This is a genomic window from Devosia sp. FJ2-5-3 (assembly GCF_029201545.1).
GTDB lineage: Bacteria > Pseudomonadota > Alphaproteobacteria > Rhizobiales > Devosiaceae > Devosia.
Genome location: NZ_CP104007.1, coordinates 229,436 through 256,330, shown reverse-complemented (window position 1 = coordinate 256,330; position 26,895 = coordinate 229,436). Strand labels below are relative to the sequence as shown.

The window sequence follows — 26,895 nt, the reverse complement described above, 5'->3', positions numbered from 1 at the left end:
CCGGGTTCGCCCGGCGAGGACGAACGATGCGGCGGCCATGAGCGACGTGCTCGTCGCCTCGATAACCGAGCTCTGCAGTCTCGACCACGGAAATGACCCCCGGATCATTGCGGCCTGGACGGCGAACAAGACGCCGGAAGGCGTTCTCGCTATGCTCGCCAGCCCTGAGACGAGCATGTTCGTGGCCGTGCGCGATGGCCAGATTGTCGGCGTCGGCGCGCTGACTGACAACACGATCAGCCTGAACTATGTGAGCCCCAAGCATCAGCGAACCGGCGTCAGCAGCGCGGCGCTGGCGGAACTGGAGAGGATCTTGGCCGGCCGCGGCGTGGAGGTGGCCCAGCTCAAGAGCACGGCAACAGCACGCGACTTCTATCGGGCAATGGGCTGGAGCGAAATGGCCCCGCCCCGTGAAGGCCGGTTCATCACCTCGGTCGAGATGCAGAGGAAGCTGCGTTAGGGTCGTGGCGAAGCCAGGAGAGACTTCATTGCCGCAATGGCCCCGCCCTTGAGACGGTTGTACTCCAGCCGGCTGTCCGGCGCCTGAGCAATGGCAGCAGTTTTCACCGCGAGATAGCGCTGCCGCAGCGCTTCATCAGCGCGGAGCGCATCGCGAAATGCCAGATTGGACGTCCAGCTCACGCCGCCATGTTCGACCACATGAACCAGATGCGTCCGCTCAGTGAGATCCCGCCCCCGGCCAAAGATGTGGTGGCCGGGCACACCGGCCTGGGCCGCATAGTCGTATCCCAGCCCGATGAGCGGGTCGTGGCACTGTTGCCAGCCATCGAGCTCGCGCACCCCTAGCAGAATGTCGAGGATCGGCTTGGCGCTGAGGCCAGGGACCGCGGTCGAGCCATAATGCTCGATGGCGACGGCGAGGGGGCCAAGCGCCTCGGCAAGTCTTTGCCGCTCCGCCTCGTAGGCCAATGGCCAGCGCGGATCATATGGCACCATAATATTGCGGTCATGGGCCAGGCCGAGCATTTTTCGCCTTTGCTAGAGAGCCATCTGCAGGTGGACGATATCGTGCCAGCGGTCAAATTTGTAGCCGACCGCCTTATAATAGCCGACGCGTTCGAAACCGAACTTTTCGTGGATGGCGATGGAGTTTGCCGTGTCGGCGGTGATCACGGCGAGCATCTGCTTGAAGCCGAAGGCCTTGGATTGCGCAAGCAGTTCGGTGAGCAAGACGCGGCCGAGCCCCTTTCCCGTTTCATTGGGGTCGAGATAGAGCGAATCTTCGCAGGTGAACCGATAGGCGGCGCGGGGGCGGTAATAGCTGGCATAGGCATAGCCCAAAACCTGCCCGGCGCGCTCGGCGATGATCAGCGGATGGCCCAGCCGTGTCAGCGCCGCATATTTTTCAGCGATCGCGGTCTCGTCCGGCGCTTCGGTATCGAAGGTGATGGCGGTGTGATCGACATAGTGCCGGTAGATACGCGTGATGGCGGGAACGTCTGACCAGGCGAAGGGACGCAGGACGGTGTCTGACATGACAGAAAAACCAAAAAAAGGACCGCAGCCCTTGTAAGCTGCGGTCCCGAATTTCGTCCAACCAAATCGTTTGATCAGACCATCATCACTGATGCTGTTACTCGCGGTTGCCGAAGAGGCGCAGCAGCATCATGAACAGATTGATGAAGTCGAGGTAGAGGCTCAGCGCGCCCATGATGGCGTTCTTGGCCATGACGTCGGCACCAAAATGCTCGGAATAGCTTTCCTTGATCTTCTGCGTGTCATAGGCGGTCAGGCCCGTGAAGATCAGCACGCCCACGACCGAGATGATGAAATCCATCATGCTGGACTGCATGAAGATGTTCACGATCGAGGCAATGATGATGCCGATCAGGCCCATCATCAGGAAGTTGCCCATGCCGGTCAGGTCACGCTTGGTGGTGTAACCATAAAGGCTCATCGCGCCGAAGGTCGCGGCGGTGATGAAGAACACCTTGGCGATCGAAGCGCCGGTATAGACCAGGAAGATCGACGAGAGCGACAGGCCCATGACGGCCGCGAACGCCCAGAACACGCCCTGTGCTGCCGGTACGGACAGCTTGTTGATGCCGAAGCTCAGCACCAGCACGAAGGCCAGCGGCGACAGCATGAGAACCCAGGCAAGCGGGCTGGCATAGAGCAGCTCGGCATTGGCCGGGCTGGACATGGCCCACTGGCTGGTGAAATAGGCGACGAGACCCGTGACCACGAGGCCCAGGCCCATATAATTGTAGACGCGCAGCATGTAGCTGCGCAGGCCCTCGTCGATGGCTACGGCCGAGCCGGCCCGCGCATTGAGGGTCTGACGGTCATATTCAGCCATTGTCGGTTTCCTTTCCCTTGGAAGACTGCGGTCTTGTCACCGCCGGGGGCAATTGGCGTTGCCACTTGTTCGCAAATATGGAGACGGAAGCCTTGAGTTACAAGGCAAAATGGAACGAAGCGACGCCCGGGCTGGCCGATTCCCGTCATTGTGCTAGGCTCGCCGAACCGTTCCTACCTTCCGCCAGGGAGATCTTGCCATGCCCCGGCTCTTCACAGGCCTCGAGATTCCGCCCGATACCGGGTTTACCCTCTCACTCAAGCGCGGGGGCCTTACCGGCGCGCGCTGGATCGATCCGGAGGATTATCACGTTACGTTGCGTTTCATCGGCGATGTCGATCGCAACCGCGCCGAAGATGTGGCCGACAGCCTGGATTTCTTGTCCAACTCTCTGCGCTTTACGCTGCGGCTGACCCATCTCGGCGCTTTTGGCGGCGACAAACCGCGTGCACTTTACGCCGGTGTCGAGCCCAATGAGGCCCTGATCCGCCTGCAGGCAGCCCATGAGCGCATGCTCCAGCGCGCGGGTTTGCCGCCAGAGGGCCGCAAATTCGTTCCCCATGTGACCCTGGCCCGATTGCGCGGAATCAATGCCGGGGATGTAGCGCGCTTCATTGCCGAGGCGGGTCGGTTCGAGCCGATCACATTTTCGGTATCGCGCTTCGTGCTGTTCTCGAGCAAGGAGGGCGTAGGCGGGGGACCCTATGTGGTCGAGCATGCCTATCCCCTCGCAGCGTGAAGGCGATCACGCCAGTGTTAGCCTGGTTTTAACCGTATCCCTGCAAACCCACCCTATCGGTGGGGTTGGTGTCAAATTGCCGCCGCCTTTGCCGCGCATTTGACGCAAAAGCCGCCAATTTTGCGGGATTTGACGGCTTGGTAACCATGTCCGCGCCATGTTGAGCGGAAAGCATTCCGCGGACGGTCAGCTTTACAAGAGGATGAATTGGCAATGATGAACAAGACCGGTGGCCTCGCAATCGGGATCGCGATGGCAGCGGCCATCAGCTTTGCACCTGCCGTACAGGCACAGCAGGCAACCGAACTGGGCACGTTCAACGCATGGACGGCATGGCAGGCGACGGATGCCAGCGGGGTCATGTGCTATATTTCGGCGCAGCCGCAGAAATCTGAGCCGGCTGGCGCCAACCGTGATCCGATCCATTTCATGATCATTCATCGCAAGGGCCTGGGCACCAAGAACGAAGTGCAGACGCTGATCGGCTATCCGTTCAATGCCACCAGCGCAAATGCCAGCGCTGCCATTGACGGCAAGTCCTATCCGATGGTGACCGAAGGCTCCGCCGGCTGGCTGGCCTCGACCGGCGACGAGACCGGTTTTGTGACCGCCTTCAAGGGTGGTAGCCAGATGCTCGTGCGTGGCACCAGCCAGCGCGGCACCAATACGATCGATACTTATTCGCTCTCCGGCGCCACCGCCGCGATGAACGCCATCGACGCCGCCTGCAAGTAATTGAGGGCTTGCCCCTCGGCCCGGAACCGCCATAACTGGGCGCCGGGCCGAGGGGCCCATGCCCGACTGCCGTCAAGAGCCTGACCCAAGAGCCCGATTTTATGACCTATTTGCCCAAGCCCTTATTTGCCTTTGCCCTGATCCTCGCCGCAACGCTGCCGGCACAGGCGCAGTCGGCACGGGTTCTGGGTGATTTTCGCGACTGGTCGAGCTACGCGGCCGATGACGGCGCCGGCACGGTGTGCTTCGCCATGACCAAGCCGAAATCGGTCGACCCCGCGCCTGTGGGCGGTGGCCAAGCCTATCTCTACATCACCAATCGCCCCGGCGAGGACGTGGTCAACGAGTTCAATGTCGTGGCCGGCTACAATTTCCAGACCGGATCGCGCGCAACGGTCAATATTGGCGGGCAGAGCTTTACCCTGTTTACCCAGGGCGATGCCGCCTGGCTCGACGATAGCGCGCAGGAGGCAAACCTGGCGGCCGCCGTTCGTGCCGGCTCCTCGATGAGCGTGACCGGCACGGACTCCGCCGGGACGACCATCATCCAGAACTATTCGCTTTCCGGCGCCACTGCCGCGCAGCAGGCGATCGGCGCTGAGTGCTGACACGCCGCGGCACGGACGCCGATATTTCTCCTGCGGCTGACGCAAGGCACCTTCCCGACGGTGTTATTTTGCGCTTTGCCGCACCATATGCTATTGGCCGCCCACATCCTGCATTACCGGACACCCTTGGCCTGCCATGAGCATTGCGCTGAACCTCGACCATTCGACTGCCATCCGGCCCGCCATGGCCACAAGGCCGTCCCTGATCGGCCTCTCCAAGCAGCAGCTCGCGGAGACTTTGACGAGCCATGACGTGGTCTCGGAAAAGGAAGGCCGCATGCGCGCCAGCCAGCTCTGGAACTGGCTCTATGTCAACGGCGTCACAGATTTCGACCGCATGACCAATGTGGCCAAGCCGGTCCGCCAGAAACTGGCGGATACTTTTGTCCTCGATCGGCCCGAGATCGTCTCGGAACAGATTTCGACCGATGGCACGCGGAAGTGGCTGTTCCGCTTTCGCGATCCGCAGAACCCCAACATGCCGGCCGTAGAGGTCGAAACCGTCTATATCCCCGAAAGCGATCGCGGCACGCTCTGCGTTTCCTCGCAGGTGGGGTGTACGCTGACCTGCTCGTTCTGCCACACCGGCACGCAGAAGCTCGTGCGCAATCTGACCGCCGGCGAAGTCCTCGGCCAGATCCTCATGGCCCGCGAGCGTCTCGGCGATTTTCCAGGCGGGTCGCGTCCCGATGATGGCGGCCTCGTTCCCGGCGGGGAAAGCCGCGCCATCACCAATATCGTCATGATGGGGATGGGCGAGCCGCTCTACAATTTCGACAACGTCAAGCAGGCGCTGCTGATTGCCTCGGCGGGCGACGGCATGTCGATTTCGAGGCGCCGTATCACGCTTTCGACCTCCGGCGTCGTGCCCTATATCGAGCGCACCGGCAGCGAGATCGACGTGATGCTGGCCATTTCGCTGCACGCCGTGCGCGACGATCTGCGCGACGTGCTGGTGCCGATCAACAAGAAGTGGCCGCTCAAGGACCTGCTGGAAGCCTGCCGCAATTATCCGGGCCTTTCCAATGCCCGCCGGATCACCTTCGAATATGTGATGCTGGACGGCATCAATGACAGCGACGCCGAGGCCAAGGAACTGGTGCGCCTGCTCGCCGGCATTCCGGCCAAGATCAACCTCATCCCGTTCAACCCCTGGCCGGGTTCGAACTATGGCACCTCGCCATCGAGCCGCATCGAGCGCTTTGCCGACATCGTCAACCGCGCCGGCTATGCCTCTCCCGTCCGCACCCCGCGCGGCCGCGACATTTTTGCAGCCTGCGGCCAGCTCAAGAGCGAGAGCGAGCGGCTGACCAAGAAGGACCGCGACGCGCTGCTGACACTTTGACCGCAGAAGCGCGCCCACTGGCGAGCCCGACCCGATCTTGATATTCTGGCCTTCCTCCTGGGAGGCCAGAATGACACCCACCCCGTTCGGCAGCATCGGCCAGATCAGTCGTTCCGTTTCCAGCATCGGCGCCGCCGAGATCTGGTGGCGCGATGTCCTCGAAATCCCGCATCTCTACACCTTTGGCCCCCTCGCCTTTTTCGACTGCGGGGGTATTAGGCTGATGCTGAGCGCGGAGCCCCGCCAGGCCGAGCAGGCCAGCCTTCTCTATTTTCGGGTCGATGACATTCAAGCCAGCTATGCCAGCATGCGCGAGCGCGGCATCCATTTTCGCGAAGCGCCACACCTGATCCATCGCCACCAGGACGGGCTCGAGGAATGGATGGCGTTTTTCGATGACAATGAGCATCGGCCCCTCGCCATCATGAGCCAGTTCCGCCCGGGCTAGGAGACCCTATTCGCCCGCCACCCAGTCGACGCTCCAGCTGCCCCTGCCCTCATCGGCGAGGACATTGGCAAGAAGCGGCAGCAGGGTGCGCATTTCGTCTTCGAGAACATAGGGCGGGTTGACCACGATCATGCCGGTGCCATGCAGGCGCGGCGGGAAGGACGGCGCACGGATGGCAAGCTCTATACGGAGGATTTTCCTGATCCCCGTGGCCTCAAGCGCGGCGACATAGGCGCTCACCTCGTCGGGGTCCTTGATCGGATACCAGAAGGCATAGATGCCGCCGGGCCAGCGAGCATGGGCTTTTACGAGGCCCGCCACCATGCGGGAGAACTCACCCTTTTCCTCGAAGGGCGGATCGACCAGAACGAGGCCGCGCTTTTCCTTGGGCGGAAGATGGGTGCCCATGGCCGCCCAGGCATCGAGATGGGTGACCCGGGTCTGGACATCACCGGCAAAGTTCTCGCGGAGCTCTTCGACATCCTTGGGATGCAGCTCGAGCGCCATCAACCGGTCCTGCGGCCGCAGCATCTGGCGGATGATGAAGGGCGAGCCGGGATAATAGCGGAGCGAACCGTCCGCGTTTTGTGCTTCGACCGCATCGAGATAAGGCGCGAGCAGATCGGACACAGCCGGCGGCAAGTCGCGCTCGGTGAGCCGCAAGATGCCGTCCTGCCATTCGCCGGTCCGCTCCGCCTGATCGCCGAAGAGATCATAAATCCCAACGCCAGCATGGGTGTCGATGACCCGGAACGGCGCGTCCTTGCGCATCAGATAGGCGAGGATACGGGTGAGAATGGTGTGCTTGACCACATCGGCAAAATTGCCGGCGTGGAAGGCGTGGCGATAGTTCACTTGCGGCCCTCGGCAAACAGAATGGTGGCCGCAAAGGTCATGAACACGGCAGCAAAACTCCAGTTGAGCGCCTTGCCGACCCAGGCCTTCTCCTTGAGCGTGCGGGTCAGCCATTCGGCAAAGAGGACAGTTGCCACCACGACCGGGATCGAGACAATGACGAATTCGATACCGAGGAAGATCAGTTTGGCCGAGGCAGACGGGTCATCCGCGGAGACGAACTGGGGCAGGAAGGTCACGAAGAACAGCGCCACCTTGGGATTGGTGAGATTGATGCCAAGACCGGTGAGATAGGACTGCGCCCAGCTTGGCTGCTTGCCGCCCTGCTTGTTGACCACGAGGATCCCACCGCCATCGCGGATCGCCTGGATCGCCAGCCAGACAAGATAGAGCGCGCCGACGATTTTCAGCGCCCAGAAGGCGGCCGGGGCGGCAATGATCAGCACCGAAATGCCGAAGGCCACCAGCATGGTGTGGACGGCAATGCCCGTGAGCGCACCCATGACCGTGGCGAAGCCGTGGTTTCGCCCCCAATTGATCGTGCGCGACACAAACAGCGCCATGTCCGGCCCCGGCGTCACCGCCAGCACGAAGGCGGCAAGGGCAAAGGTGGCGATGACGGAGATGTCGGGCAGGAAGCTGGGCATTGAAATGTCTCGCGGCAAAGGGCGCAGGCCTTGCTCATAGCGTGCCAGTGCGGCCGGGACTAGGGCTCGCGATTGCGCTGGTACGGGATCATGTGCGGGAAGGCCGGTAGCCAGGCCTCGCGCCGAACCGTCCAGAGTTCGTAAGTCGGGACGAACATATCCGGTGCGTCCAGCGCACCCAGGCTGATCTCGATCTCATCGCCGCTGCGGGAGAATACGGGAGAGCCGCAAAGCGGGCAAAAACACCGCCCGTCAAATTCCCCGACCGGCCCGCTGATCGTGACCGCCTCGTTGGAAAATATCGCCGAGGCATGGAACAGGGCGCCGTGATATTTGCGGCAGTCGAGGCAATGGCAGATGCCGACGCGATCGGGCTCCCCCCGCGCCACTATCCGCAGCGCCCCACAACTGCATCCGCCTTCCACCTCGCTCATGACACCCTCCTCCTCAGGGCAGCGGCAGCTCGTGGCTGCGCTTGATGGTTTCCATCGGCACGTCGGTCTTGACGCTCTGCACGGAAGGGATGCGCATGAGATAATCGGACTGGAAGCGCCAATAGGCGTGCAAATCCGTCGTCACCACGCGCAGGATGGCGTCGCATTCTCCGGTGGTGAGATAGCATTCCATCACCTCGGGGAATTTGCGGACGGTTTCGGCAAACTGGTTGGTGGTTTCGGCATCCTGGGTCTTGAACCAGACGCGGGCGAAAACTGTGAGCCCGAGCCCGAGCCGGGGGGCATTGAGCACGGCGATATAGCGGTCGATGATGCCCTTTTCCTCGAGCAGCTTGACCCGCCGGAGACAGGGCGAGGGCGACAGACCCACCGCATTGGCCAATTCGACATTGGACATTCGCCCATTGCGCTGCAACTCTCTAAGGATACGGCGATCGACGGGATCAAGAACTTCTGACAGTTTCTGGCACTCTTCGATAAGATTTTGGCAGATCGTGCCAAAGAATGCGCCATGGGCGCGATGATCGCAAGATTATTGCGCATAGGGTGGCTTATCCTGTCACCATCAACCTTGGGATCAAGCAATGGCTAAAGAGATCAAAAAAGTCGTGCTCGCCTATTCGGGCGGCCTCGACACGTCCATCATCCTGAAATGGCTGCAGGAAACCTATAATTGCGAAGTGGTGACCTTCACCGCCGATCTCGGCCAGGGTGAAGAACTCGAGCCGGCGCGCAAGAAGGCCGAGATGTTCGGCATCAAGGACATCCGCATCGAAGACTTGCGCGAGGAATTCGTTCGGGACTTCGTCTTCCCGATGTTCCGCGCCAATACGGTCTATGAAGGCCAGTACCTGCTCGGCACGTCCATTGCCCGCCCACTGATCGCCAAGCGCCTCGTCGAGATCGCCCAGGAAGTAGGCGCTGACGCCATTTCCCATGGCGCCACCGGCAAAGGCAACGACCAGGTCCGGTTCGAGCTGACCGCCAATGCGCTCGACCCCTCCATCGCCGTCATCGCGCCCTGGCGCGAATGGGACCTGCGCAGCCGCACCCAGCTGCTCGAATATGCGGAAAAGAACCAGATCCCGGTATCCAAGGACAAGCGCGGCGAGGCTCCATTCTCGGTTGACGCCAACCTCCTGCACACCTCGTCCGAAGGCATGGTGCTGGAAGACCCCGCGATCCCCTTCCCCGATTACGTGCCACAGCGCACGGTCGATCCGGAAAAGGCCCCGGACGAAGCCGAAATCATCACCATCGGCTTTGAAAAGGGCGACCCGGTTTCGATCAATGGCGAAAAGCTGAGCCCGGCCGAACTGCTGACCAAGCTCAATGAGCTCGGTGGCAAGCACGGCGTCGGCCGTCTCGACCTCGTGGAAAACCGCTTCGTCGGCATGAAGTCGCGCGGTCTCTACGAGACGCCGGGTGGCACCATCATTCTCGTTGCCCACCGCGGCATCGAGTCGATCACGCTGGATCGTGGCGAAGCCCATCTCAAGGATGAGCTGATGCCGAAATATGCCGAGCTGATCTACAACGGCTTCTGGTTCTCGCCCGAGCGCGAAATGCTGCAGGCCCTGATCGACAAGAGCCAGGACTATGTGACCGGCGACGTGCAGGTGAAACTCTACAAGGGTTCTGCCACCGTCATCGCCCGCTCCTCGCCGCACAGCCTCTACTCCATGGACCTCGTGACCTTCGAAGAAGGCGCCGTGGCCTATGACCATAAGGACGCCGCCGGTTTTATTCGCCTCAACGGCCTGCGCCTCAAAACCTGGGCCGCACGCAACAAGAAGGCACAGGGCTGATTCTACCCCGGTTCTGGCCTTCGGGCATAAGCCGAATCGAGTTTGGGGGAGGCGCTGCACATGCAGCGCCTCTTCTTTTGCACTTCGTGCCATTGTGAAGGCACCGCCGGACGGCTAACTCTGGGCGACAGCCGCGGGAGCATGCCATGACCGGACGCATCGTCATCCTCAACGGCGCCCCGCGCTCGGGCAAGACGATGCTGGCCCGCGCAGTCCAGGCGCATGTGCCGGGACGCTGGCTCAATTTTGGCGTCGACGCCTTCAATGCCACCCTGCCCGCGGCGCTCCTGCCCGGCATTGGACTTCGGCCCGGCGGCGAGCGGCCTGACCTCGAGGCAAACCTACCCGCGTTGTTCGGCGCCTGCTTTTCGGCAATGGCAGATTTCGCTGGCCATGGCTTTGACGTGGTGGCCGATCTCGGCCTTCACACCCATTACGCCCGCCCCTTCGACCCCATGGCGCTGCTGACAGACGAGCTTGCCGGCTTGTCCCTGCTTTTCGTCGGCATCCATTGCGATATCGAGACCATCATGGCGCGCCGAAATGCCGATCCGCAGGGCGGGTTTTACGCCTCTGGTCCCGGTATTCCGGCGCCGGTGCAGAATTGGCAGGACGCGGTTCATGCCGGCAAGGATTATCACCTCGAACTCGATATGGGCCGCCTTACGCCGGAGGATGGCGCAGAGCGCATCGCCAAAGCCCTCGGCACCGCCGCCTGATCAGTTCTCGTCCCCGTTCATCGCCCGCCCGAAGCGTTGCCGATAGTGGCGCGGCGACACCCCCGCAAGCCTCTGGAAGATTTTTCGGAAGGCGGCGGGATCGGCATAGCCGACGCTCCAGCCGATCTGGTCGACCGGGCGATTGGTGGTTTCAAGCAGATCGCGGGCCTTCAGCACGCGCAATTGCTGGAGATATTCGGTCGGGGTCAGGCCCGTCGCCTTCTGGAAGCGGCGGAGGAAGGTGCGGTCTGCGAGGCCCGCCAGCCTTGCCAATTCGGAGATGGAATGGGCATCCGCCGCGACGGCATGCAGATGCTGCTGCACTTTCAAGATCTCGGCATCGCCATGGTCGAAGCGCGGCACGAAAATCCGATAGGGATCCTGAAGACGGCGAGGCGGATCGACCAAGAGGAAACGCGCCGTCGCCAACATGGTGCCGACGCCGAGGAACCGCTCGACGAGGGTAAGGCCGAGATCGGTCCAGGCGAGGATGCCGCCCGCTGTCATGATGTCGCCCTCGTCGACCACCATGTGCTCGGCCGCCAGTTCGATCTGGGGAAAGCGCCGCGCCAGCTGCTCGGCAAAGGCCCAATGTGTCGTCGCCCGACGCCCATCCATCAGACCGGTCTCGGCCAGAACGAAAGCCCCTGCACAGACCGAGCCCACCGTCACCCCTTCCCTATGCCGCTCCGCCATCCAGGCGGATTCGCGTGGCATCGGCGCCATGCTTTCGGGCATGATGATGCTCGGCGGCGCGATCACATGGGTCAGCTTGTGCGGCCGGCCGGGATGACTGTCCCAGACACACGCCATGTCGTCGCCCGCGATCTGCCAATGGCTGACGCGTATACGCCGCGCTGTGTTAGGCTCCTCGAGCGGCCCCGCCCATTCTCCGGCGATCCGGAAGAGATCGGTCAGCCCATAGACCGCTGCGAGCTGGCAGTTTGGATAGAGCACGAGGCCAATTTCGGCTGTAAGCGTCTCGTTGACGGCCATATTGTCACTATCGCCCCGTTCAATGTCATTTCTGCCACGTCTTTTTCGACCTGACTATCCCTAGATTGCAGTCATCGGCGCTGGACACGGTTCCGGCACAGCAAAAGCAAAGCAAGGAGACAGAGATTGAGCTCGAACTTCATCACCACCAAGGACGGCACACGCATTTTCTTCAAGGATTGGGGTCCAAAGACCGCCCAGCCCATCGTCTTCCATCACGGCTGGCCGCTCAGTTCCGACGACTGGAACAACCAGATGCTCTATTTCCTCGAAAAGGGTTTCAGGGTTGTCGCCTTCGACCGGCGCGGTCACGGCCGCTCCGATCAGACGGACATTGGCAATGACATGGACACCTATGCCGCCGACACGGCCGAACTGGCCAAGGCGCTGGATCTGAACAATGCCGTCCATGTCGGGCACTCCACCGGTGGTGGCGTCGTCACCCGCTATGCGGCCAAGGCCGCTGAAGGGCGTCTCGCCAAGGCCGTGCTGATCGGCGCCGTGCCGCCCATCATGGTCGCCAGCGCCTCCAATCCCGATGGCGTGCCGATGGACGTCTTCGACGGCTTCCGCAAGGCGCTGATCGCCAACCGGGCCGAGTTCTTCCGCGGCATTCCTGCCGGACCCTTCTACGGCTTCAACCGCCCCGGCGCCGAAGTCAGCCAGGGGCTGATCGACAATTGGTGGCGCCAGGGCATGAACGGCGGGGCAAAGGCCCACTACGACAGTATCGAGGGGTTTTCCGAAACTGACTTTACCGAGGACCTGAAGGCCATTCGGCAGCCGGTTCTGGTGCTGCATGGCGAAGACGACCAGATCGTGCCGATTGCCAATTCGGCACACAAGGCCATCAAGCTTCTGCCCAATGGCACGCTCAAGACTTATCCGGACCTCAGCCATGGGCTTTTCGCCACGCACCCCGATCTGATCAACGCCGATATCCTGGCTTTCATCCAGGCCTGATATGACTTCGGCGGGGCGAAACCCTTGCTCGCCCTGCCCTTCATTCGATCGCCCCTAAGCCTTGTGAGCGCTCGAGAAACGCGCGCGATGCCGCCCAATGAAATCGATGCACTTAACGCCCCTTTAAGTGACTGCACGTAGGCTTCCCCGGTCCGAGAGGGCAGGGGGACGTCTGATGGGCTCGGAGAAAACCACGCAGATGGGGGATGCAGCGGCTTTATTGCTTGATGCTGCGCTGGAGAGCATTCCCTACGGCTTTTGCGTCTGGTCACCGCAATTCCGCCTGGTCATGTGGAACAAGCATTACCGGGAACTCTATGGGTTCAGTGCGGACGCGATCTACAAGGGCATGACCCTGGAAGAGGTCGTGCAGCTCTCCCACAGGCTGGGCAATCATTCCGACCAGACACCCGAGCTTTTTTACGAGAATTACACCAGCGAACTGCTGTCCAACCGCTCCGGAGCCCGCGCCAAGGCACAGGAAATCGTGCATGGCGGCCGCGTGGTGGAGACCGCCCATGTCTATACCGACGTGCTCGGCTGGGTGGTGACGCACGAGGACATCACCGACGCCATCGCGCGATCCGAATCTGTCCAGAAGCGCCGCATGGAGCTCGAACGGCAGAATTTGCGGCTCGACGCCGCCGTCAACAACATCTCCATCGGCCTGTGCATGATGGACGCGCGCGGCCGGCTGGTGATCTGCAACGAGCCCTATGCGCGCATCTACAGCCTGCCACCCGACTATCTTCGACCCGGCACCCAGCTCGAGGATATTCTCGGACACCTCTTCGATTTCGGCATGAGCGCGGGCGGCACGCGGGAAGACTATATCGCCTGGCGTCGCGAGATCATCGCACGGGGCGAATACGGCAAGAATATCCACGAGCTCAACGGCCGCATCATCATGATGCAGCACCATCCGATGAAGGATGGCGGCTGGGTTTCGACCCATGAAGACATTACCGAGCAGCGGCAGAACGAAGCGCGCATCCAGCATCTGGCGCGCCATGACGCGCTGACCGACCTGCCCAACCGCATCGAATTCCTCGAGCAGATGGCCCGTACCGAGGCGGCGCTCAAGCGCGGTGAAATGGCGGCGGTGCTCTATATCGACCTCGACCATTTCAAGGCAGTCAACGACACGCTCGGCCATGCCGTCGGCGACGAGGTGATCAAGCAGGCCGCTGTGCGCCTCTGGGGCACGACGCGCGAAAGCGATCTGCTGGCCCGGTTGGGCGGGGACGAGTTCGCCCTGCTGCTGCGCCCGGTCGACAGCGCCGACACCGCTGCCAAGGTTGCCGACCGGATCATCAAGGCCCTGTCGGCCCCGATGAATATTGGTGGGCAGCGGATCGAAATCGGCGCCAGCGTCGGCATCGCCGTCGGTCCGGGTGACGGGGTCACCACCGACACGCTGGTCAAGAACGCCGATCTGGCCCTCTACAAGGCCAAGAGCGAAGGCCGATCGACCTATCACTTCTTCGAAGCCGGCATGGACGCCGAATTGCAGCAGCGCCGCGCCATCGAAGCCGGCCTGCGGGTCGCCCTTGCCCAGAACGAATTGCGGCTCGTGTTCCAGCCCTTGCTGGGCCTTGAGGAGAACCGGGTCACCTGCGTCGAAGCGCTCTTGCGCTGGGAGCATGGCGGCAAGACCATATCCCCCGTCGAGTTCATTCCCGTGGCCGAGGAAACGGGCCTGATCAGCTCGATCGGGCAATGGGTGCTGCGCGAAGCCTGCCGCGCCGCCGCAACCTGGCCCGGCCATGTGCGCGTGGCGGTCAACCTTTCTCCCGTGCAGTTCCGCCAGCGCGACCTCGTCGCCCAGGTCCGGGCCACGCTTGCCGAGGCCAAGCTCGACCCGTCGCGGCTGGAACTCGAGATCACCGAAAGCCTCTTGCTCAATGACAGCGAGAGCACCTTGCGGGCGCTGCACGAACTGCGCGCCATGGGCGTCCGCATTTCCATGGACGATTTCGGCACCGGCTATTCTTCGCTCTCCTATCTGCGCGCCTTCCCCTTCGACAAGATCAAGATCGACCGCTCCTTCATGCGCGATCTGGCGAGCCGCGCCGACAGCCAGGCCATCATCCGGGCCGTCATCGGGCTGGGCCAGTCGCTGGGCATGTCGACCACCGCCGAAGGCATCGAGACCGAGGAGCAATTGGCGATGGTGCGCGAACATGGCTGCTCGGAAGTGCAGGGATTTCTGTTCTCCCCGCCCCTTCCCCCCGCCGCGCTCGCCAGCCTGCTTCATTCCGAAGCGGCAAAGGCTCAGATTGCCCGCATGAAGGCCTCCTGAGCCCAGCCCGGCTCAGTCCTTGCGCCGATAGACCTGGATGACATTGCCCTTGGAGGTCGTGCGGCCGCGCACGAGCTCGAGGCGGGTGGTGGGATCGCCCGGCTCGAAGAGGTGCCGCCCCTCGCCGGCGATGACGGGGTGGGTGATGAGGACAAGTTCGTCCATCAACCCGGCAAAGAGCAGTTCGCGGACAAGCGAAATGCTGGCCATGGAAGCGATATCCCCGCCCGAGCCGGCCTTGAGGCCGCGCACGAAATCGAGGAAGTCGCCCTCGATCAGCTTCGAATTGGCCCAGGTGATCTGTTCGGGTTTGAGGGTTTCCGAGGCGACGAATTTTTCGACGCCGTTGATGAAGCCGGCGAAATCGAGGTCCTGGGTGGCATTGGGCCAATATTGGGCCCATTCGAGGTAGCCCACCCGGCCGAGAAGTGCCGTTTCGACATTGGCCAAAGTGGTCATCATTTCCTCGCCCAGCTCGTCATCGAAGCTGTCGAACTGCCAGAGGTTCGGGCTTTCCACCACGCCATCGAGGGAATGAAAGAGGCCGGCTGTGACTTTGCGCATGTTTTCTCCTTTGGTTCTTCGGGATCCTGGCCCTGTTGTCCCTGCGACGAATGGAACGTGACGGGTTCGACATTTTTGCGGTGCGGTAAGGGCGACCCCCTCCTAGCCTCCCCCTGGCCAGGGGGAGGGACAGGACGGAGTTTTGGCCGCGTCTTGCGTTTCCTTTCCTTCTCCTCCCCCTCGCGAGGGGGAGGCCGGGTGGGGGTCTGATTTTTCCCGCATCACGCAATCGAGCGCCAGGCCTCCCTCGGGCTTGACCCGAGGGCCACTCCGCGAGCCCGACACCGACAATTTTGACGTGGATGGAGGCCCTCGGGTCAAGCCCGAGGGAAGCTCCGTGCAGGGGCGGAGGCATCTAAGCTTCACAAGTACCAACGCCCTCCCCGGGGGAGCGTCGGGAGGGAATGACATCGTGGATGGGGTGACAGGCGTGCAAGCACCCCTGCCCTGCCCGCGTTTCCGCGTCAGGTTTTGGCACATGGGAACGGACCCCGAGGCGGTTTCGCCCCTGAGAAATTGTAAAAGAGTGAGACGAAACCGCCTCGGGGCGCCGAGTTTTTGGACAGCACCGGTTTCGCGCCCATCGATCGCTCGCGTCAGGGTCGGCCGGCGCCTGAACCCAGGTGGAGATCGGTCCACCCAAATCGGCCTCCCCGCAGCCGTCCGTCTCGACTCCGTCCCGTGCGGGGAATTTTTCGATTTTATCGCAAGGGGAACAGGCGGGGATAAGTTTCTGGAACGGCCCTGCCCCATTCCTACATCTCATGGAGACAAAAAGGCCCGGGATTGCTCCCGGACCTTCTTCAATTCAGTCCAGACGACGTCTGGTTACCCCCAATGGGCCAGGACGGCGAGGAGCAGTAGCGCCACGATATTGGTGATCTTGATCATCGGGTTGACGGCCGGGCCGGCCGTGTCCTTGTAGGGATCGCCGACGGTGTCGCCGGTGACGGAGGCCTTGTGGGCGTCCGAACCCTTGTAGTGTTTTACGCCGTGGCTGTCGGTAAAACCGTCTTCAAAGCTCTTCTTGGCATTGTCCCAGGCACCGCCACCGGCGGTCATGGAGATCGCGACGAATAGGCCCGTGACGATGACACCCATCAGCATGGCGCCGAGGGCGGAGAAGCCCGCGGCGGGACCCGCGATCCAGTTGATGAGGAAGAAGACGACGATCGGGCTGAGCACCGGCAGGAGCGAGGGCACGATCATTTCCTTGATCGCGGCCTTGGTCAGCATGTCGACGGCCCGCGCATAATCGGGTTTGGACGTGCCGGCCATGATGCCCGGATCGGCCTTGAACTGGCGGCGGACTTCCACCACCACGGACTGGGCCGCGCGGCCGACCGCCGTCATCGACATGCCGCCGAAGAGGAAGGGCAGAAGGCCACCAAACAGGAGGCCCACCACGACATAGGGATCGGCCAGCGAGAAGGTGAGCGCGCCCATGCCGGCAAAGATCGCCGGGGCATCGGGCAGATTGGCGAAGTAGATGAGGTCCTGCGTATAGGCGGCGAAGAGGACCAGCGCCCCAAGACCGGCCGAGCCGATGGCATAGCCCTTGGTGACGGCCTTGGTGGTGTTGCCCACCGCATCGAGCGCGTCGGTATTGTGACGCACGGAGGCATCGAGACCGGCCATTTCGGCAATGCCGCCGGCATTGTCAGTGACCGGGCCGAAGGCATCGAGCGCGACGATGATGCCGGCCAGAGCCAGCATGGTGGCCACGGCAAAGGCGATGCCGAAAAGGCCCGCCAGCGAATAGGTGACGATGATGCCGGCGATGATGACGAGGGCCGGCAGTGCCGTCGATTCCAGTGAGACCGCGAGGCCCTGGATGACATTGGTGCCATGGCCGGTAACCGAGGCCTCGGCAATGGAATTGACCGGGCGGCGATTGGTGCCGGTGTAATATTCGGTGATGACGATGATCAGCCCGGTGATGACGAGGCCGACCACGCCGCAGGCAAACAGCGCCCAGGGGGTGAAGATCTTGTCACTGGCCTTGATGGCGAGGTTCATGTCGCCGAACATCAGCCAGAGCACGGGCAGAAGCGCAACGAGCGAGAGCACGCCGGTGGCGATGACGCCCTTGTAGAGCGCACCCATGATGTTGTTGTCGGTGCCGAGTTTGACGAAATAGGTGCCGATGATGGAGGTGACGACGCAGGCCCCGCCAATGGCGAGGGGCAGCACCATGCCCTGGAGTTTGAGAGCCTCGGGCAGGATGATGGCCGCAAGAACCATGGTGGCGACGATGGTGACCACATAGGTTTCAAACAGGTCGGCCGCCATGCCGGCGCAGTCGCCGACATTGTCGCCGACATTATCGGCGATTGTTGCCGGGTTGCGCGGATCGTCTTCCGGAATGCCGGCTTCGACCTTGCCCACCATATCGCCGCCGACGTCCGCACCCTTGGTGAAGATGCCGCCGCCCAGACGCGCGAAGATGGAAATGAGCGAGGCGCCGAAGCTGAGCGCCACGAGGGAATCGATGACGACGCGGCTCGTGGGCGCATTGCCCATGCCGGTGAGAACAATGAAATAGAGCGTGATGCCCAGGAGGCCGAGACCGGCCACCAGAAGGCCGGTGACGGCGCCGGACTTGAAGGCGAGATCGAGCCCCTTGGCCAGCGACCCGATGGCGGCCTGCGCGACGCGCACATTGGCCCGCACCGACACATTCATGCCGATGAAACCGGCGGCGCCCGAAAGCACCGCGCCGATCAGAAAGCCGATTGCGGCATGTGCGCCGAGCAGCAGCCAGGCCGCCACGAGGATCACCACGCCGACAATGGCGATGGTGGTATATTGCCGTTTGAGATAGGCCGACGCCCCCTCGCGCACGGCCGCCGAAATTTCCTGCATGCGGGGCGAGCCGGCATCGGCTGCGAGCAGCCCCTGCGTCGTCACCACGCCATAAACGATAGACAGACCGCCACAAGCGACGATCAGCCAAAGTGCCAAATCCATGAAACCAGTTCCTCGAATGTCAAGATTCGAGGTCCGCCCCGGTCTAGGCCAGCTCTTGATGTCCGGTCCGCAACCGCCCTCCGGCGGACCTCCTCCCGCCAACGAGATTAGCGGGATTATCTCGTTAAGCAATTGGAAAGTGTGGCGCTTTGTCGCGGAATGCGGCGATGGCCGCTCAGGCGGGGATCAGCGCATCGAGGCGCGAGGCAATCTCGCCGCTCTCGCCGGCAAGGCGAAGCGTCTTGTGGCGGGAGGTCTCGCCGGAAACGAGGCTGATCGAGGATTTGGAGAGGCGCATCGCCTTGGCGAGAAGCGCGATGACGGCCGCATTGGCCTTGCCCTTGTCGGGCACGGCAGAGACGCGGATGCGCAGGACGATCGAGGCGTCGTCGCGGGTCTCGATGCCGTCAAGACTGTCCCGGCCGGCATTGGGCGTGACGCGCAGGAAGAGCAGAACCCCTTCCGGCGTCACGCGCCAGGGCTTTGCCGGGCTAGATGCCGGCTCGGGCAACGGCGGGATAGATGTAATAGCCGATGATCGACTGGATGAAGAAGATCAGGAGGAAGGCGATCAGCGGGGAGAGGTCGAGCCCGGAGAAATTGGGCATGAAGCGGCGAATGGGCCGCAGGACCGGCTCGGTGAGCTGGTTGATCACCTGCCAGACCGTGGCGACGAACTGATTGCGGGTATTGATGACGTTGAACGAAATCAGCCAGCTCATGATGATCATGATGAGCAGGACCCACCAATAGAGCTGGAGCAGGATGAGGATGATGTCGAGAACGGCGCGCATCGGCGTCTCCGCGGGAAAAAGTCCCGTTTATCTAAGGGCAGGACGGAGATAGGGCAAGCCCGGGGGCCAAAAACACCGGGACCCCGCACCGGGCAAGCGATGCGAGGTCCAAATGACTGACATCCGGTAAGCAGAACAAGGGTCCGGATAATCCAAGCATTGCACGAAGCGTGCCAGTTCGCGGCCGCCCGGAAAGCGGGCCTCGGAAGTTAAACTATTGTAAATTATTCGCTTTTGACGCGCGACCTGCCTTGCAGATTGCAAGGCGCGTTGCAAATTGCGAGGCAGGATCAGCCGATGGTCTTGATCGGCTTCCAGGTGACGAAGCGCCAGAGATAGATGACTACGGCCAGGATGACGACGCCGGTGGACACCGGATCGACCCAGGCTTCGACGACCGAATAGCTCTCATGCAGCAAAAAGCCGGCGGCCGTCAGGATGCCGGTCCAGGCGATCGTGCCGATTGCGGAGATGGCCAGGAAATTCCACACGGGCATGGCGGCAAGACCCGCCGGGACTGAGATCAGCGTGCGGATGGCCGGAATGAGGCGGCCGACCAGCACCGCCAGGGGGCCATAGCGCTCGAACCAGCGCACGGCGAGGTCGATATCGGCTTCGCTGAGCGTAGCGATGCGCCCAAGCTTGTTGCAGAGCCAGGTGAACCGGGCGAGCCCGAGAAGGCGCGCGGCGACATACCAGGCGGAGGTGCCGATGAGCGAGCCGGCGGCACCGGCCAGAAGCACGCCGAACGTGTTCAACTGCCCATTGGCTGCCACATAGCCGGCAAAGGGCATGATCAGTTCGGAGGGAATGGGGGGAAACAGATTTTCCGCCACCATGAGCAGGAAGATGCCGAGATAGCCCCATTCGGTGATGAAACCGATGATGAACTCGCTCATGGGATTTCTCCTCGCTGACCCCCACCTGGCCTCCCCCTGAGGGGGAGGAAGAAAGTGGAGGATTTGCCCAATCGAACCACGCCGCTGATGTGGTCCCTCCCCCTAGCAGGGGGAGGTTAGGAGGGGGTCTATCAGGAGGCCTTCGAAGCCCGGCTCATGCGCTTGCGATCATTGGGATCGAGCCACATCTTGCGCAGGCGGATCGACTTGGGCGTCACCTCGACATATTCGTCGTCGGCGATGTAGCCGAGGCTCTGTTCGAGCGTCAGCTTCTTGGGCGTCGTCAGGCGGACCGCTTCGTCCTTGGACGTGGTGCGGATATTGGTCAGCTGCTTGCCCTTGAGCGCGTTGACCTCGAGGTCGTTCTCGCGGGAATGCTCGCCCACGATCATGCCTTCATAGATGTCGACGCCGGCATCGATCATGATCGGGCCACGGTCTTCGAGGTTCCACAGCGCGAAGGCCACGGACTGGCCGGTGCCGTTGGAGATCAGCACGCCCGTGCGACGGCCCGGAAGCTCGCCCTTGAACGGCACGAAGGAGTGGAACAGGCGGTTGAAGATGGCCGTGCCGCGGGTGTCCGAGAGCAGTTCGGCCTGGTAGCCGATCAGCGAACGGGTGGGGACCAGCAGCTTGATGCGGGTACGGCCAACGCCGGACGGACGCATGTCGGTGAGTTCACCCTTGCGCTCGGTCAGCTTCTGCACGACGGCGCCGGTGTGCTCGTCATCGACGTCGATGATGACTTCTTCGATCGGCTCGAGCTTGACGCCGTTTTCTTCCTTGTACAGCACCTTCGGGCGACCGATGGTCAGCTCGAAGCCTTCGCGGCGCATGTTTTCGATTAGCACCGCCAGCTGCAATTCGCCACGACCGGCGACGTCAAAGCTGTCATTGTCTTCGCCCGGGGTCACGCGGATGGCGACGTTGCCTTCGGCTTCGCGCATCAGGCGCTCGCGGATGACGCGGGACTGAACCTTGTCGCCTTCACGGCCGGCCAGCGGGCCGTCATTGATGCGGAAGGTCACCGACAGGGTCGGCGGATCGATCGGCTTGGAGGGGATCGGGGTCAGGTTCTGCGGCACCGAGATGGTGTCGGCCACAGTGGTGGTCTCGAGGCCGGCAATGGCCACGATATCGCCCGCCATGCCCACATCGATCGGGTTGCGCTCAAGGCCGCGGAACGCGAGCACCTTGGAGACGCGGCCCTTTTCGACGATCTTGCCTTCACGGTTGAGCGTATGAATACTCTCGCCGGCCTTGACCGAACCCGAAAAGATGCGGCCGGTCAGGATGCGTCCGAGGAAGGGGTTGCGCTCGATGGTGGTGACCAGCATGCGGAACGGGCCTTCTTCGACCTTTGGCTCGGGAACGTGCTCGATGACCTTGTCGAGAAGCGGGGCGAGGCTGACGCGCGGGCCATCGGGCTCGTTCATCATCCAGCCCTGCTTGGCAGCGCCGTAGAGAACCGGAAAATCGAGCTGTTCGGGCGTGGCATCGAGCGCGATGAAGAGGTCGAACACCTCTTCGAGCACTTCGAGATGACGCTCGTCGGACTTGTCGATCTTGTTGATGGCAACGATCGGCTTGAGGCCCTGGGCGAGGGCCTTGCCAAGCACGAACTTGGTCTGGGGCATCGGGCCTTCGGCCGCGTCGACGAGGAGAACCACGCCGTCGACCATGGACAGGATGCGCTCGACTTCGCCGCCGAAATCGGCGTGGCCGGGCGTGTCGACGATGTTGATGCGGGTATCATTCCACATCAACGAGGTCACCTTGGCCAGAATGGTGATACCGCGCTCGCGTTCGATGTCGTTGGAGTCCATCGCGCGCTCTTCAACGCGTTCGTTCTCGCGGAAGGAGCCGGACTGCTTGAGCAGGACGTCGATGAGGGTCGTTTTGCCGTGGTCGACGTGGGCGATGATGGCAATATTGCGCAGGGACATGGGCACCGGGGCGTTGGGGCATGGTCCAGCGGCAGCAGGAGGGCAAACAGCCAAGACATGCAAAGAAACGGGAAACGCCAGCTGCATCCGGCAGACTGGCGCTTTTCGGGCTGGCTCTTACAGAAAAAACGCGGGTTTCACAAGCGCCCCTCACGCAAGGGGGGCCTGCGCGACGGGCGGATCACGGAAGCGAAAAAGCAAAAAATGCTGGAAAGCTAGGAGGAAGCCTGCATTTCCAGGCTCGCGATAATCTTACCCATGACGCTAAAAAAGCTGCGCCGTTCCGCCTCGCTGAGGGTTTGAAGGGCCATTTGGTTGATGGTGGAGACGACGCGCTGCACCTGCGGAACCCCCTCAAAGCCGGTCTCCGAGAGGCGGACGAGGACGCTGCGACCATCTTCGGGATTGGGTTCGCGCCTAATGAAACCGTCGCGCTCCATGCGGCCCAGCGTGGCCGTCATGGTCGGCTGCTCGACCGTCGCCCGATCGGCCAGCTCTTTCTGGGTCAGGGCCGAGCCATCGCTCAGGGCGAACAGGACCGGCATATAGGCGGGATTGATGCCGAGCGGGGCCAATTGCTTTTCGAGTTCTCGAAAAAACAGCCGCGCGGCCCAATTGGTCATGTAGCCGGCCGATTCTTCCCGAATAAGGGTCATTTACTTAGTATGCTCATTAGTTATATAGTAGGCTAAGGATATCGGGTGCAGCGCATGGAACCAAGGGGGATTTTTCATCATGCTCAAGAGTAGGCCGGACCGCTATGGCACCATGGCGGCAAGCATTCACTGGATTTCCGCCATCGCCATCATCCTCATGCTGACAAGCGGCCTGATCCTGGACGGCGCCGAGGATCCCGAACAGGTGCGAACGCTGCTGCGCGTCCATGTCCCGCTGGGGATTTGCGTGGGCCTGCTGACCCTGCTGCGGATCGTGTGGTGGCTTGCCTTCGACAAGCACCCCGACGCGCCACGCGATCTCAGCACGACCCAGCAATGGGCGGCCCGCCTTGTGCATCTGGGGCTCTATGGCGCCATAATAATCATGGTTGCCTCGGGAATTGCCATGGTGGTGCTGACCGGAGCCATGCCGCAGATCTTTTCGGGCGGCGCCTTGCCGGAGTTTTCCGAAGCCCCACCCTCTTTCGTCCACGGCCTGATGGGACGCCTGCTGCTGGTGCTGGCGGCCGGCCATATTCTGGCGGCGCTCTATCACCAGCTGGTGCGGCGGGACAATCTGATCGGCCGCATGCGGGTTGGCGGCTAGGCCACAAATTCCTCACCCGCCTCGCGCTGCCGGGCCTTGCGCAAGCTAGGTTTGGCCCTCAGGCCCTCATTTCATCCAGACGGGCAAGGATCTGGTCGCGCTCGCGGGCAAGACCCTTATAGGCGAGCTGTTCCGGCGTCAGGGCCGACACTTCGGTGTGGAGGTGAGCGGCGATGGCGGCGGCTTCAGGATGGGCGGCGAGATCGTCGAGCTTTTGCAGCGAAATGCGGATGGCAAAGACGATGGCGCCGGTTTCCGGCAGTTTTCGCAACACCTGACGCTCGACCCGCAGATAGACATTTTCCGCACGCGGGCCGGCGCCGAAACGGGGCTGGTCGGCGCCAGACACGTCCGGGTGGAAGAGAGTGTCATCGCCATAGAGCGACCAGTTCCAGCGGATCATCGGGGTTTCGGGGCGCATGGCGTCGAACATGCGCGCCATGATCTGGGCCGGCCGCGTGCCGGGACCAAAGCCGGGCACGGGATCGTGGATGGCATCGAGCCCCTGCCCGATTTTCTCCGACAGCGTCCAGGAGGAGGGAAAGCTGAGGCTGGCCGCAGTCAGTCGCCAGAAGGTTTCGGCGCCGCGCTCGAGGAGCAGGAGATCGTCCTGCACCAGTCTTGCGGCAATGGCGAGCGGAGCCTCTGGGTCTGCAAGACCGATGGTTTGACCGCTGGGAACAATGGAGATCGCCTCGGCATCCCGCCGCCAGAGTGCGGGAAAGCGCTGCGGCAGATAATCGGCGAGCGTCGCCAGAAGCTCGGCCTGGGCAGGACGGCTGCCGGCAATCTGGGCAAAAATCTCGGCCGGATGGGAGACGCGCAGCCGCGCCTTTTCGGCCAGCTGGGAGACGAGCGCGCCATCGGGAGCCAGCCAGTCATTCGGATCAAGCGGGCGGGTGCCGATCTGGAAAAGCCTGGCCGTGCCATCGTCGGGGAAGGGTCTGGACATGTTTCCGATTTCCCAAACGGTCCCGCGCCAAAGGGAAAGGCGGAGAAGATCCCCGCCTTTCTCAAGAAACTACTTGGCGTTGTTGGCCATCTCGATGGACTGGAGAATGACGCGGCGCGCATCTTCGAGGCCACCGACGCGGTCGATCTTGGCCCACTTGCCGGGCTCGAGATCCTTGTAGTGGGTGAAGAAGTGCTTGACGCGCTCCACCTGGATTTCCGGCATGTCGGCGATATCGAGGATATGATCGTACATGCGGGTCAGCTTGGAGACGGGCACGGCGATGATCTTTTCATCCTGGCCGCCATCATCTTCCATGAACAGCACGCCGACCGGGCGCGAACGCACAACGGCGCCGGGCACGAGCGGACGGGAGTTCATGACGATGACGTCGAGCGGATCGCCATCGCCGCACAGCGTATGGGGCACGAAGCCGTAATTGCCGGGGTAGCGCATGGGCGTATAGAGGAAGCGATCGACGAACAGGGCGCCGCTGTCCTTGTCGATCTCATATTTGATCGGCTCGCCGCCCAGGGGGACTTCAATGATGACATTGAGCTCGTCGGGCGGGTTTTTGCCGGTGGGGATCGCGTCGATGTTCATGGGTTTTCGGGTCCGGGTTCATCAAGGGGGAGCGGAACGGGGGCGTTCTGCCGCCATCCCGCCCCGAAGGCAAGCCGGAAAACCGCCGCAGCCCCTACTTGACGATCAGAACCGGTATGTCGGCATGCGACAGGACCTCCGACGCCTGGCTGCCCAGCAGCAGGCGCTTGAAGCCGCGGCGGCCATGCGAGCCCATGATGATGGTGTCGGCGTTTTCCCCTTTTGCCGCTTCGAGAATGGCATCGGCCGGGCGGGTGCGCGCCACATGGATCGTCTTTGCCGCGATGCCGGCGCCATCGGCCACGGCCTTTGCGGCCGCAAGGGTTTTGGCAGCCTCCTCGGTATAGGCCTCCTCCAGCCGTGCAATGACCGGGCCGGCGTCGATAGTGCCAAATCCGCCGCTGCCAATGCCCGTCGCCACAGGGTCGGTGGCGGTGATGATGGTGACGCGCGCGCCATAGGTCTTGGCAATGTCGATGCCGGCCGCGACCGCCTTGTTGCCCAGTTCGGAACCATCAGTGGCAATGAGCAGAGATTTGAACATGGTGAAGCCTCCTTGTTATGGACACCATAGCGCGTTCAGGATCCGGGGCAATTGATCTGGATCACGGGTTTGGCTGCAGGAGGACGGCAATGCGGATGGCGGTTTGGATGGCAGGAGGGCTGGCGGGCCTGTCGATGATGATTGCGCCGGCGCTCGCGCAATCGGGCTTTACCAGCGCCTATACCGATTTCGACCTTGATGCCTGCCTCGTGCTGGAGGCGGACGATTTCGGCGCCCAATGGGCCTGCCCCGGCTATAAGGGATTTCCCATGCTGGTGCGCGAAGGCGATCTGCGCTTTTCCGTTGCCTTCGGGTTTAACCCCGACGCCAATGTCGTTGGTTTCCAGACCCTGCCGCCGTTCAATTATATTCGCGGCAAGGTCGAGTGGCGCCTCTCCAATGCCGCGGGCCGCTGGATGCCCATCGCCACCATCATGCGCTATTTCACCGACGGGGCCGAAGAAAACAGCGATGACGGGCAGGTTTTGGTGGTGACCCAGATCGCCGACGGCAATTCCTGCCACATCGCCTATGTGGATGCGCTGGCCAATGAGAATGCCAATGAACTGGCGCGGCAAGCCGCAGACGCGGCCGGCGATTTCGACTGCGCCAGCGATGAGGTCGAGATCATCGGCGCCTTCGCCGCCTACTGATCCGACGAGGTCGAGATCATCGGCGCCTTCGCCGCCTACTGATCCGACGAGGTCGAGATCATCGGCGCCTTCGCCGCCTACTGATCCGACGGGCTCGAAATCATCGGCGCCTTTGGCGCTTATTGATCCTCGGCTTCGTTGGCCTGGCCGCGCACCTGATTGCGCAAAATGGTGCGGTCGCGGCTTGATACGCCGATGAGCTCGGCAATGCGCCAGACCATATTGTCCTCGAGCTCGTGATTATTGCGGTCGGCAAAGACCACGCTCCACATCATGCGGATGATCTCGATCCGGTCTTCCATCGGCAATTGGGTAATGCCCGAGGTGAAGCGGTAGAAATCAACAGCCTCCGCATCCCGCTCGGCAGCCTGCTTGATCAGCTTGTCGACCGCCGCCTCGTCGAGATCGTAATGATCCATCAGGGCCCCGCGAATGGTGCGGGTTTCCTCTTCCTTCATCGAGCCGTCAACGGCGGCAAGGTGCACCAGAAGGGCGGCCACGGAGAGTTTTGGGTCGTTCCGGTCTGCCGGTTGCTCGGGCTTGGCGAACAAACGGGTGAGGGCCTCGAACATGGCTGGCAGCCTTTAATCGGGGTGAAAGAGGAAAACGATCAATGTGATGCGCGCCGGTGGCAGGCCTTCAAATATTTAGTCATTGCGCCGCTGAGCTCAATGGCCAGCGATCGCTGTCACGCGGTCTTGACCGGCATTGATGCGTCTCGGTCACACTGTGAACAAGCCGAAAGGGACTCGACTCTCGCCGGATTA

Annotated in this window: 31 protein-coding genes; 12 read left to right on the top strand and 19 right to left on the bottom strand. The window is 62.3% G+C overall.

What is annotated here, in order from left to right; genetic code table 11:
- Positions 1-37: 37 nt before the first annotated feature.
- Positions 38-460: a GNAT family N-acetyltransferase gene (locus tag N0P34_RS01315; RefSeq protein WP_275605227.1), complete on the top strand. Its 423-nt coding sequence runs from the start codon at positions 38-40 to the stop codon at positions 458-460.
- On the opposite strand, the gene N0P34_RS01310 is transcribed toward N0P34_RS01315, so the two are convergent.
- From N0P34_RS01310 to N0P34_RS01300, 3 genes are all read right to left on the bottom strand, one after another.
- The gene (locus tag N0P34_RS01310; RefSeq protein ID WP_275605226.1) at positions 457-987 is read right to left on the bottom strand and encodes a GrpB family protein; all 531 of its coding nucleotides are present in this window, start codon (positions 985-987) and stop codon (positions 457-459) included. The genes N0P34_RS01315 and N0P34_RS01310 overlap by 4 nt on opposite strands.
- Before the next feature lie 12 nt (positions 988-999).
- Positions 1,000-1,497 (bottom strand): GNAT family N-acetyltransferase, encoded by a 498-nt coding sequence (locus N0P34_RS01305; RefSeq protein WP_275605225.1) that lies wholly within the window; start codon positions 1,495-1,497, stop codon positions 1,000-1,002.
- 97 nt (positions 1,498-1,594) lie between these two features.
- A complete protein-coding gene (locus N0P34_RS01300; RefSeq protein ID WP_275605224.1) occupies positions 1,595-2,320 on the bottom strand; it encodes a Bax inhibitor-1/YccA family protein in 726 nt (241 codons plus the stop codon).
- 199 nt (positions 2,321-2,519) lie between these two features.
- Between N0P34_RS01300 and thpR the strand changes: the two genes are divergently transcribed.
- From thpR to N0P34_RS01275, 5 genes are all read left to right on the top strand, one after another.
- Positions 2,520-3,059 carry an RNA 2',3'-cyclic phosphodiesterase gene (thpR, locus tag N0P34_RS01295; protein ID WP_275605223.1) on the top strand — a complete coding sequence of 180 codons (540 nt, stop codon included), beginning with the start codon at positions 2,520-2,522 and terminating at the stop codon, positions 3,057-3,059.
- Between the two features lie 213 nt (positions 3,060-3,272).
- Entirely contained in the window at positions 3,273-3,794 is a 522-nt protein-coding gene (locus N0P34_RS01290) for an invasion associated locus B family protein (RefSeq protein ID WP_275605222.1), read from the top strand.
- 101 nt (positions 3,795-3,895) lie between these two features.
- Positions 3,896-4,402, top strand: a complete 507-nt coding sequence (locus N0P34_RS01285) for an invasion associated locus B family protein (RefSeq protein WP_275605221.1) — start codon at positions 3,896-3,898, stop codon at positions 4,400-4,402.
- 136 nt (positions 4,403-4,538) lie between these two features.
- The gene (rlmN, locus tag N0P34_RS01280; RefSeq protein ID WP_275605220.1) at positions 4,539-5,747 is read left to right on the top strand and encodes a 23S rRNA (adenine(2503)-C(2))-methyltransferase RlmN; all 1,209 of its coding nucleotides are present in this window, start codon (positions 4,539-4,541) and stop codon (positions 5,745-5,747) included.
- 70 nt (positions 5,748-5,817) lie between these two features.
- On the top strand, positions 5,818-6,195 hold the full coding sequence (locus tag N0P34_RS01275; protein ID WP_275605219.1) for a VOC family protein: 378 nt from the start codon (positions 5,818-5,820) through the stop codon (positions 6,193-6,195).
- A 6-nt stretch (positions 6,196-6,201) separates the two neighbouring features.
- Here N0P34_RS01275 and N0P34_RS01270 read toward each other — a convergent pair whose 3' ends face one another.
- From N0P34_RS01270 to N0P34_RS01255, 4 genes are read right to left on the bottom strand one after another with little or no spacing between them, the layout of a single operon-like run.
- Positions 6,202-7,050: a 23S rRNA (adenine(2030)-N(6))-methyltransferase RlmJ gene (locus N0P34_RS01270; RefSeq protein ID WP_275605218.1), complete on the bottom strand. Its 849-nt coding sequence runs from the start codon at positions 7,048-7,050 to the stop codon at positions 6,202-6,204.
- Positions 7,047-7,697, bottom strand: coding sequence for a LysE family translocator (locus N0P34_RS01265; RefSeq protein ID WP_275605217.1), 651 nt, complete (start codon positions 7,695-7,697; stop codon positions 7,047-7,049). The genes N0P34_RS01270 and N0P34_RS01265 overlap by 4 nt, the downstream gene beginning before the upstream one ends.
- 59 nt (positions 7,698-7,756) lie before the next feature.
- Positions 7,757-8,131: a GFA family protein gene (locus N0P34_RS01260; RefSeq protein WP_275605216.1), complete on the bottom strand. Its 375-nt coding sequence runs from the start codon at positions 8,129-8,131 to the stop codon at positions 7,757-7,759.
- 13 nt (positions 8,132-8,144) lie between these two features.
- Entirely contained in the window at positions 8,145-8,612 is a 468-nt protein-coding gene (locus N0P34_RS01255) for an Lrp/AsnC family transcriptional regulator (RefSeq protein WP_275607050.1), read from the bottom strand.
- A gap of 124 nt (positions 8,613-8,736) precedes the next feature.
- On the opposite strand from N0P34_RS01255, the gene N0P34_RS01250 reads away from it, so the two are divergent.
- Both N0P34_RS01250 and N0P34_RS01245 read left to right on the top strand, forming a co-directional pair.
- Positions 8,737-9,960 carry an argininosuccinate synthase gene (locus N0P34_RS01250; protein WP_275605215.1) on the top strand — a complete coding sequence of 408 codons (1,224 nt, stop codon included), beginning with the start codon at positions 8,737-8,739 and terminating at the stop codon, positions 9,958-9,960.
- A 146-nt stretch (positions 9,961-10,106) separates the two neighbouring features.
- Entirely contained in the window at positions 10,107-10,679 is a 573-nt protein-coding gene (locus N0P34_RS01245) for a chloramphenicol phosphotransferase (RefSeq protein WP_275605214.1), read from the top strand.
- Here N0P34_RS01245 and N0P34_RS01240 read toward each other — a convergent pair whose 3' ends face one another.
- On the bottom strand, positions 10,680-11,675 hold the full coding sequence (locus N0P34_RS01240) for a GlxA family transcriptional regulator (RefSeq protein WP_275605213.1): 996 nt from the start codon (positions 11,673-11,675) through the stop codon (positions 10,680-10,682). It lies immediately after the preceding gene.
- A 126-nt stretch (positions 11,676-11,801) separates the two neighbouring features.
- Between N0P34_RS01240 and N0P34_RS01235 the strand changes: the two genes are divergently transcribed.
- Both N0P34_RS01235 and N0P34_RS01230 read left to right on the top strand, forming a co-directional pair.
- Positions 11,802-12,638 (top strand): alpha/beta hydrolase, encoded by an 837-nt coding sequence (locus tag N0P34_RS01235; protein WP_275605212.1) that lies wholly within the window; start codon positions 11,802-11,804, stop codon positions 12,636-12,638.
- A 175-nt stretch (positions 12,639-12,813) separates the two neighbouring features.
- Complete coding sequence (locus N0P34_RS01230; RefSeq protein ID WP_275605211.1) at positions 12,814-14,940, top strand: EAL domain-containing protein; 2,127 nt, start codon at positions 12,814-12,816, stop codon at positions 14,938-14,940.
- Between the two features lie 12 nt (positions 14,941-14,952).
- Here the strand turns inward: N0P34_RS01230 and N0P34_RS01225 are convergent, their stop codons facing one another.
- From N0P34_RS01225 to N0P34_RS01195, 7 genes are all read right to left on the bottom strand, one after another.
- The gene (locus N0P34_RS01225) at positions 14,953-15,504 is read right to left on the bottom strand and encodes a dihydrofolate reductase family protein (protein WP_275605210.1); all 552 of its coding nucleotides are present in this window, start codon (positions 15,502-15,504) and stop codon (positions 14,953-14,955) included.
- A gap of 828 nt (positions 15,505-16,332) precedes the next feature.
- On the bottom strand, positions 16,333-18,474 hold the full coding sequence (locus N0P34_RS01220; RefSeq protein ID WP_275605209.1) for a sodium-translocating pyrophosphatase: 2,142 nt from the start codon (positions 18,472-18,474) through the stop codon (positions 16,333-16,335).
- Positions 18,475-18,649: 175 nt separating this feature from the next.
- Complete coding sequence (locus tag N0P34_RS01215; protein ID WP_275605208.1) at positions 18,650-18,985, bottom strand: DUF167 family protein; 336 nt, start codon at positions 18,983-18,985, stop codon at positions 18,650-18,652.
- Positions 18,966-19,268: a YggT family protein gene (locus N0P34_RS01210; protein ID WP_275605207.1), complete on the bottom strand. Its 303-nt coding sequence runs from the start codon at positions 19,266-19,268 to the stop codon at positions 18,966-18,968. The genes N0P34_RS01215 and N0P34_RS01210 overlap by 20 nt, the downstream gene beginning before the upstream one ends.
- 290 nt (positions 19,269-19,558) lie before the next feature.
- Positions 19,559-20,167, bottom strand: coding sequence for a DedA family protein (locus tag N0P34_RS01205; RefSeq protein ID WP_275605206.1), 609 nt, complete (start codon positions 20,165-20,167; stop codon positions 19,559-19,561).
- Positions 20,168-20,298: 131 nt separating this feature from the next.
- The gene (gene typA, locus N0P34_RS01200) at positions 20,299-22,113 is read right to left on the bottom strand and encodes a translational GTPase TypA (RefSeq protein ID WP_275605205.1); all 1,815 of its coding nucleotides are present in this window, start codon (positions 22,111-22,113) and stop codon (positions 20,299-20,301) included.
- 215 nt (positions 22,114-22,328) lie between these two features.
- The gene (locus tag N0P34_RS01195) at positions 22,329-22,769 is read right to left on the bottom strand and encodes a MarR family transcriptional regulator (protein ID WP_275605204.1); all 441 of its coding nucleotides are present in this window, start codon (positions 22,767-22,769) and stop codon (positions 22,329-22,331) included.
- 79 nt (positions 22,770-22,848) lie between these two features.
- Here N0P34_RS01195 and N0P34_RS01190 point away from each other — a divergent pair, with 79 nt between their 5' ends.
- Complete coding sequence (locus N0P34_RS01190) at positions 22,849-23,376, top strand: cytochrome b/b6 domain-containing protein (RefSeq protein WP_275605203.1); 528 nt, start codon at positions 22,849-22,851, stop codon at positions 23,374-23,376.
- 58 nt (positions 23,377-23,434) lie between these two features.
- Here the strand turns inward: N0P34_RS01190 and N0P34_RS01185 are convergent, their stop codons facing one another.
- From N0P34_RS01185 to N0P34_RS01175, 3 genes are all read right to left on the bottom strand, one after another.
- A complete protein-coding gene (locus N0P34_RS01185; RefSeq protein WP_275605202.1) occupies positions 23,435-24,328 on the bottom strand; it encodes a DUF3445 domain-containing protein in 894 nt (297 codons plus the stop codon).
- Between the two features lie 69 nt (positions 24,329-24,397).
- The gene (gene ppa, locus N0P34_RS01180) at positions 24,398-24,931 is read right to left on the bottom strand and encodes an inorganic diphosphatase (protein ID WP_275605201.1); all 534 of its coding nucleotides are present in this window, start codon (positions 24,929-24,931) and stop codon (positions 24,398-24,400) included.
- Between the two features lie 94 nt (positions 24,932-25,025).
- The gene (locus N0P34_RS01175) at positions 25,026-25,475 is read right to left on the bottom strand and encodes a universal stress protein (protein WP_275605200.1); all 450 of its coding nucleotides are present in this window, start codon (positions 25,473-25,475) and stop codon (positions 25,026-25,028) included.
- 89 nt (positions 25,476-25,564) lie between these two features.
- On the opposite strand from N0P34_RS01175, the gene N0P34_RS01170 reads away from it, so the two are divergent.
- Positions 25,565-26,128, top strand: coding sequence for a hypothetical protein (locus N0P34_RS01170; protein WP_275605199.1), 564 nt, complete (start codon positions 25,565-25,567; stop codon positions 26,126-26,128).
- A gap of 119 nt (positions 26,129-26,247) precedes the next feature.
- On the opposite strand, the gene N0P34_RS01165 is transcribed toward N0P34_RS01170, so the two are convergent.
- Positions 26,248-26,700 (bottom strand): TerB family tellurite resistance protein, encoded by a 453-nt coding sequence (locus tag N0P34_RS01165; protein ID WP_275605198.1) that lies wholly within the window; start codon positions 26,698-26,700, stop codon positions 26,248-26,250.
- Positions 26,701-26,895 lie beyond the last annotated feature (195 nt).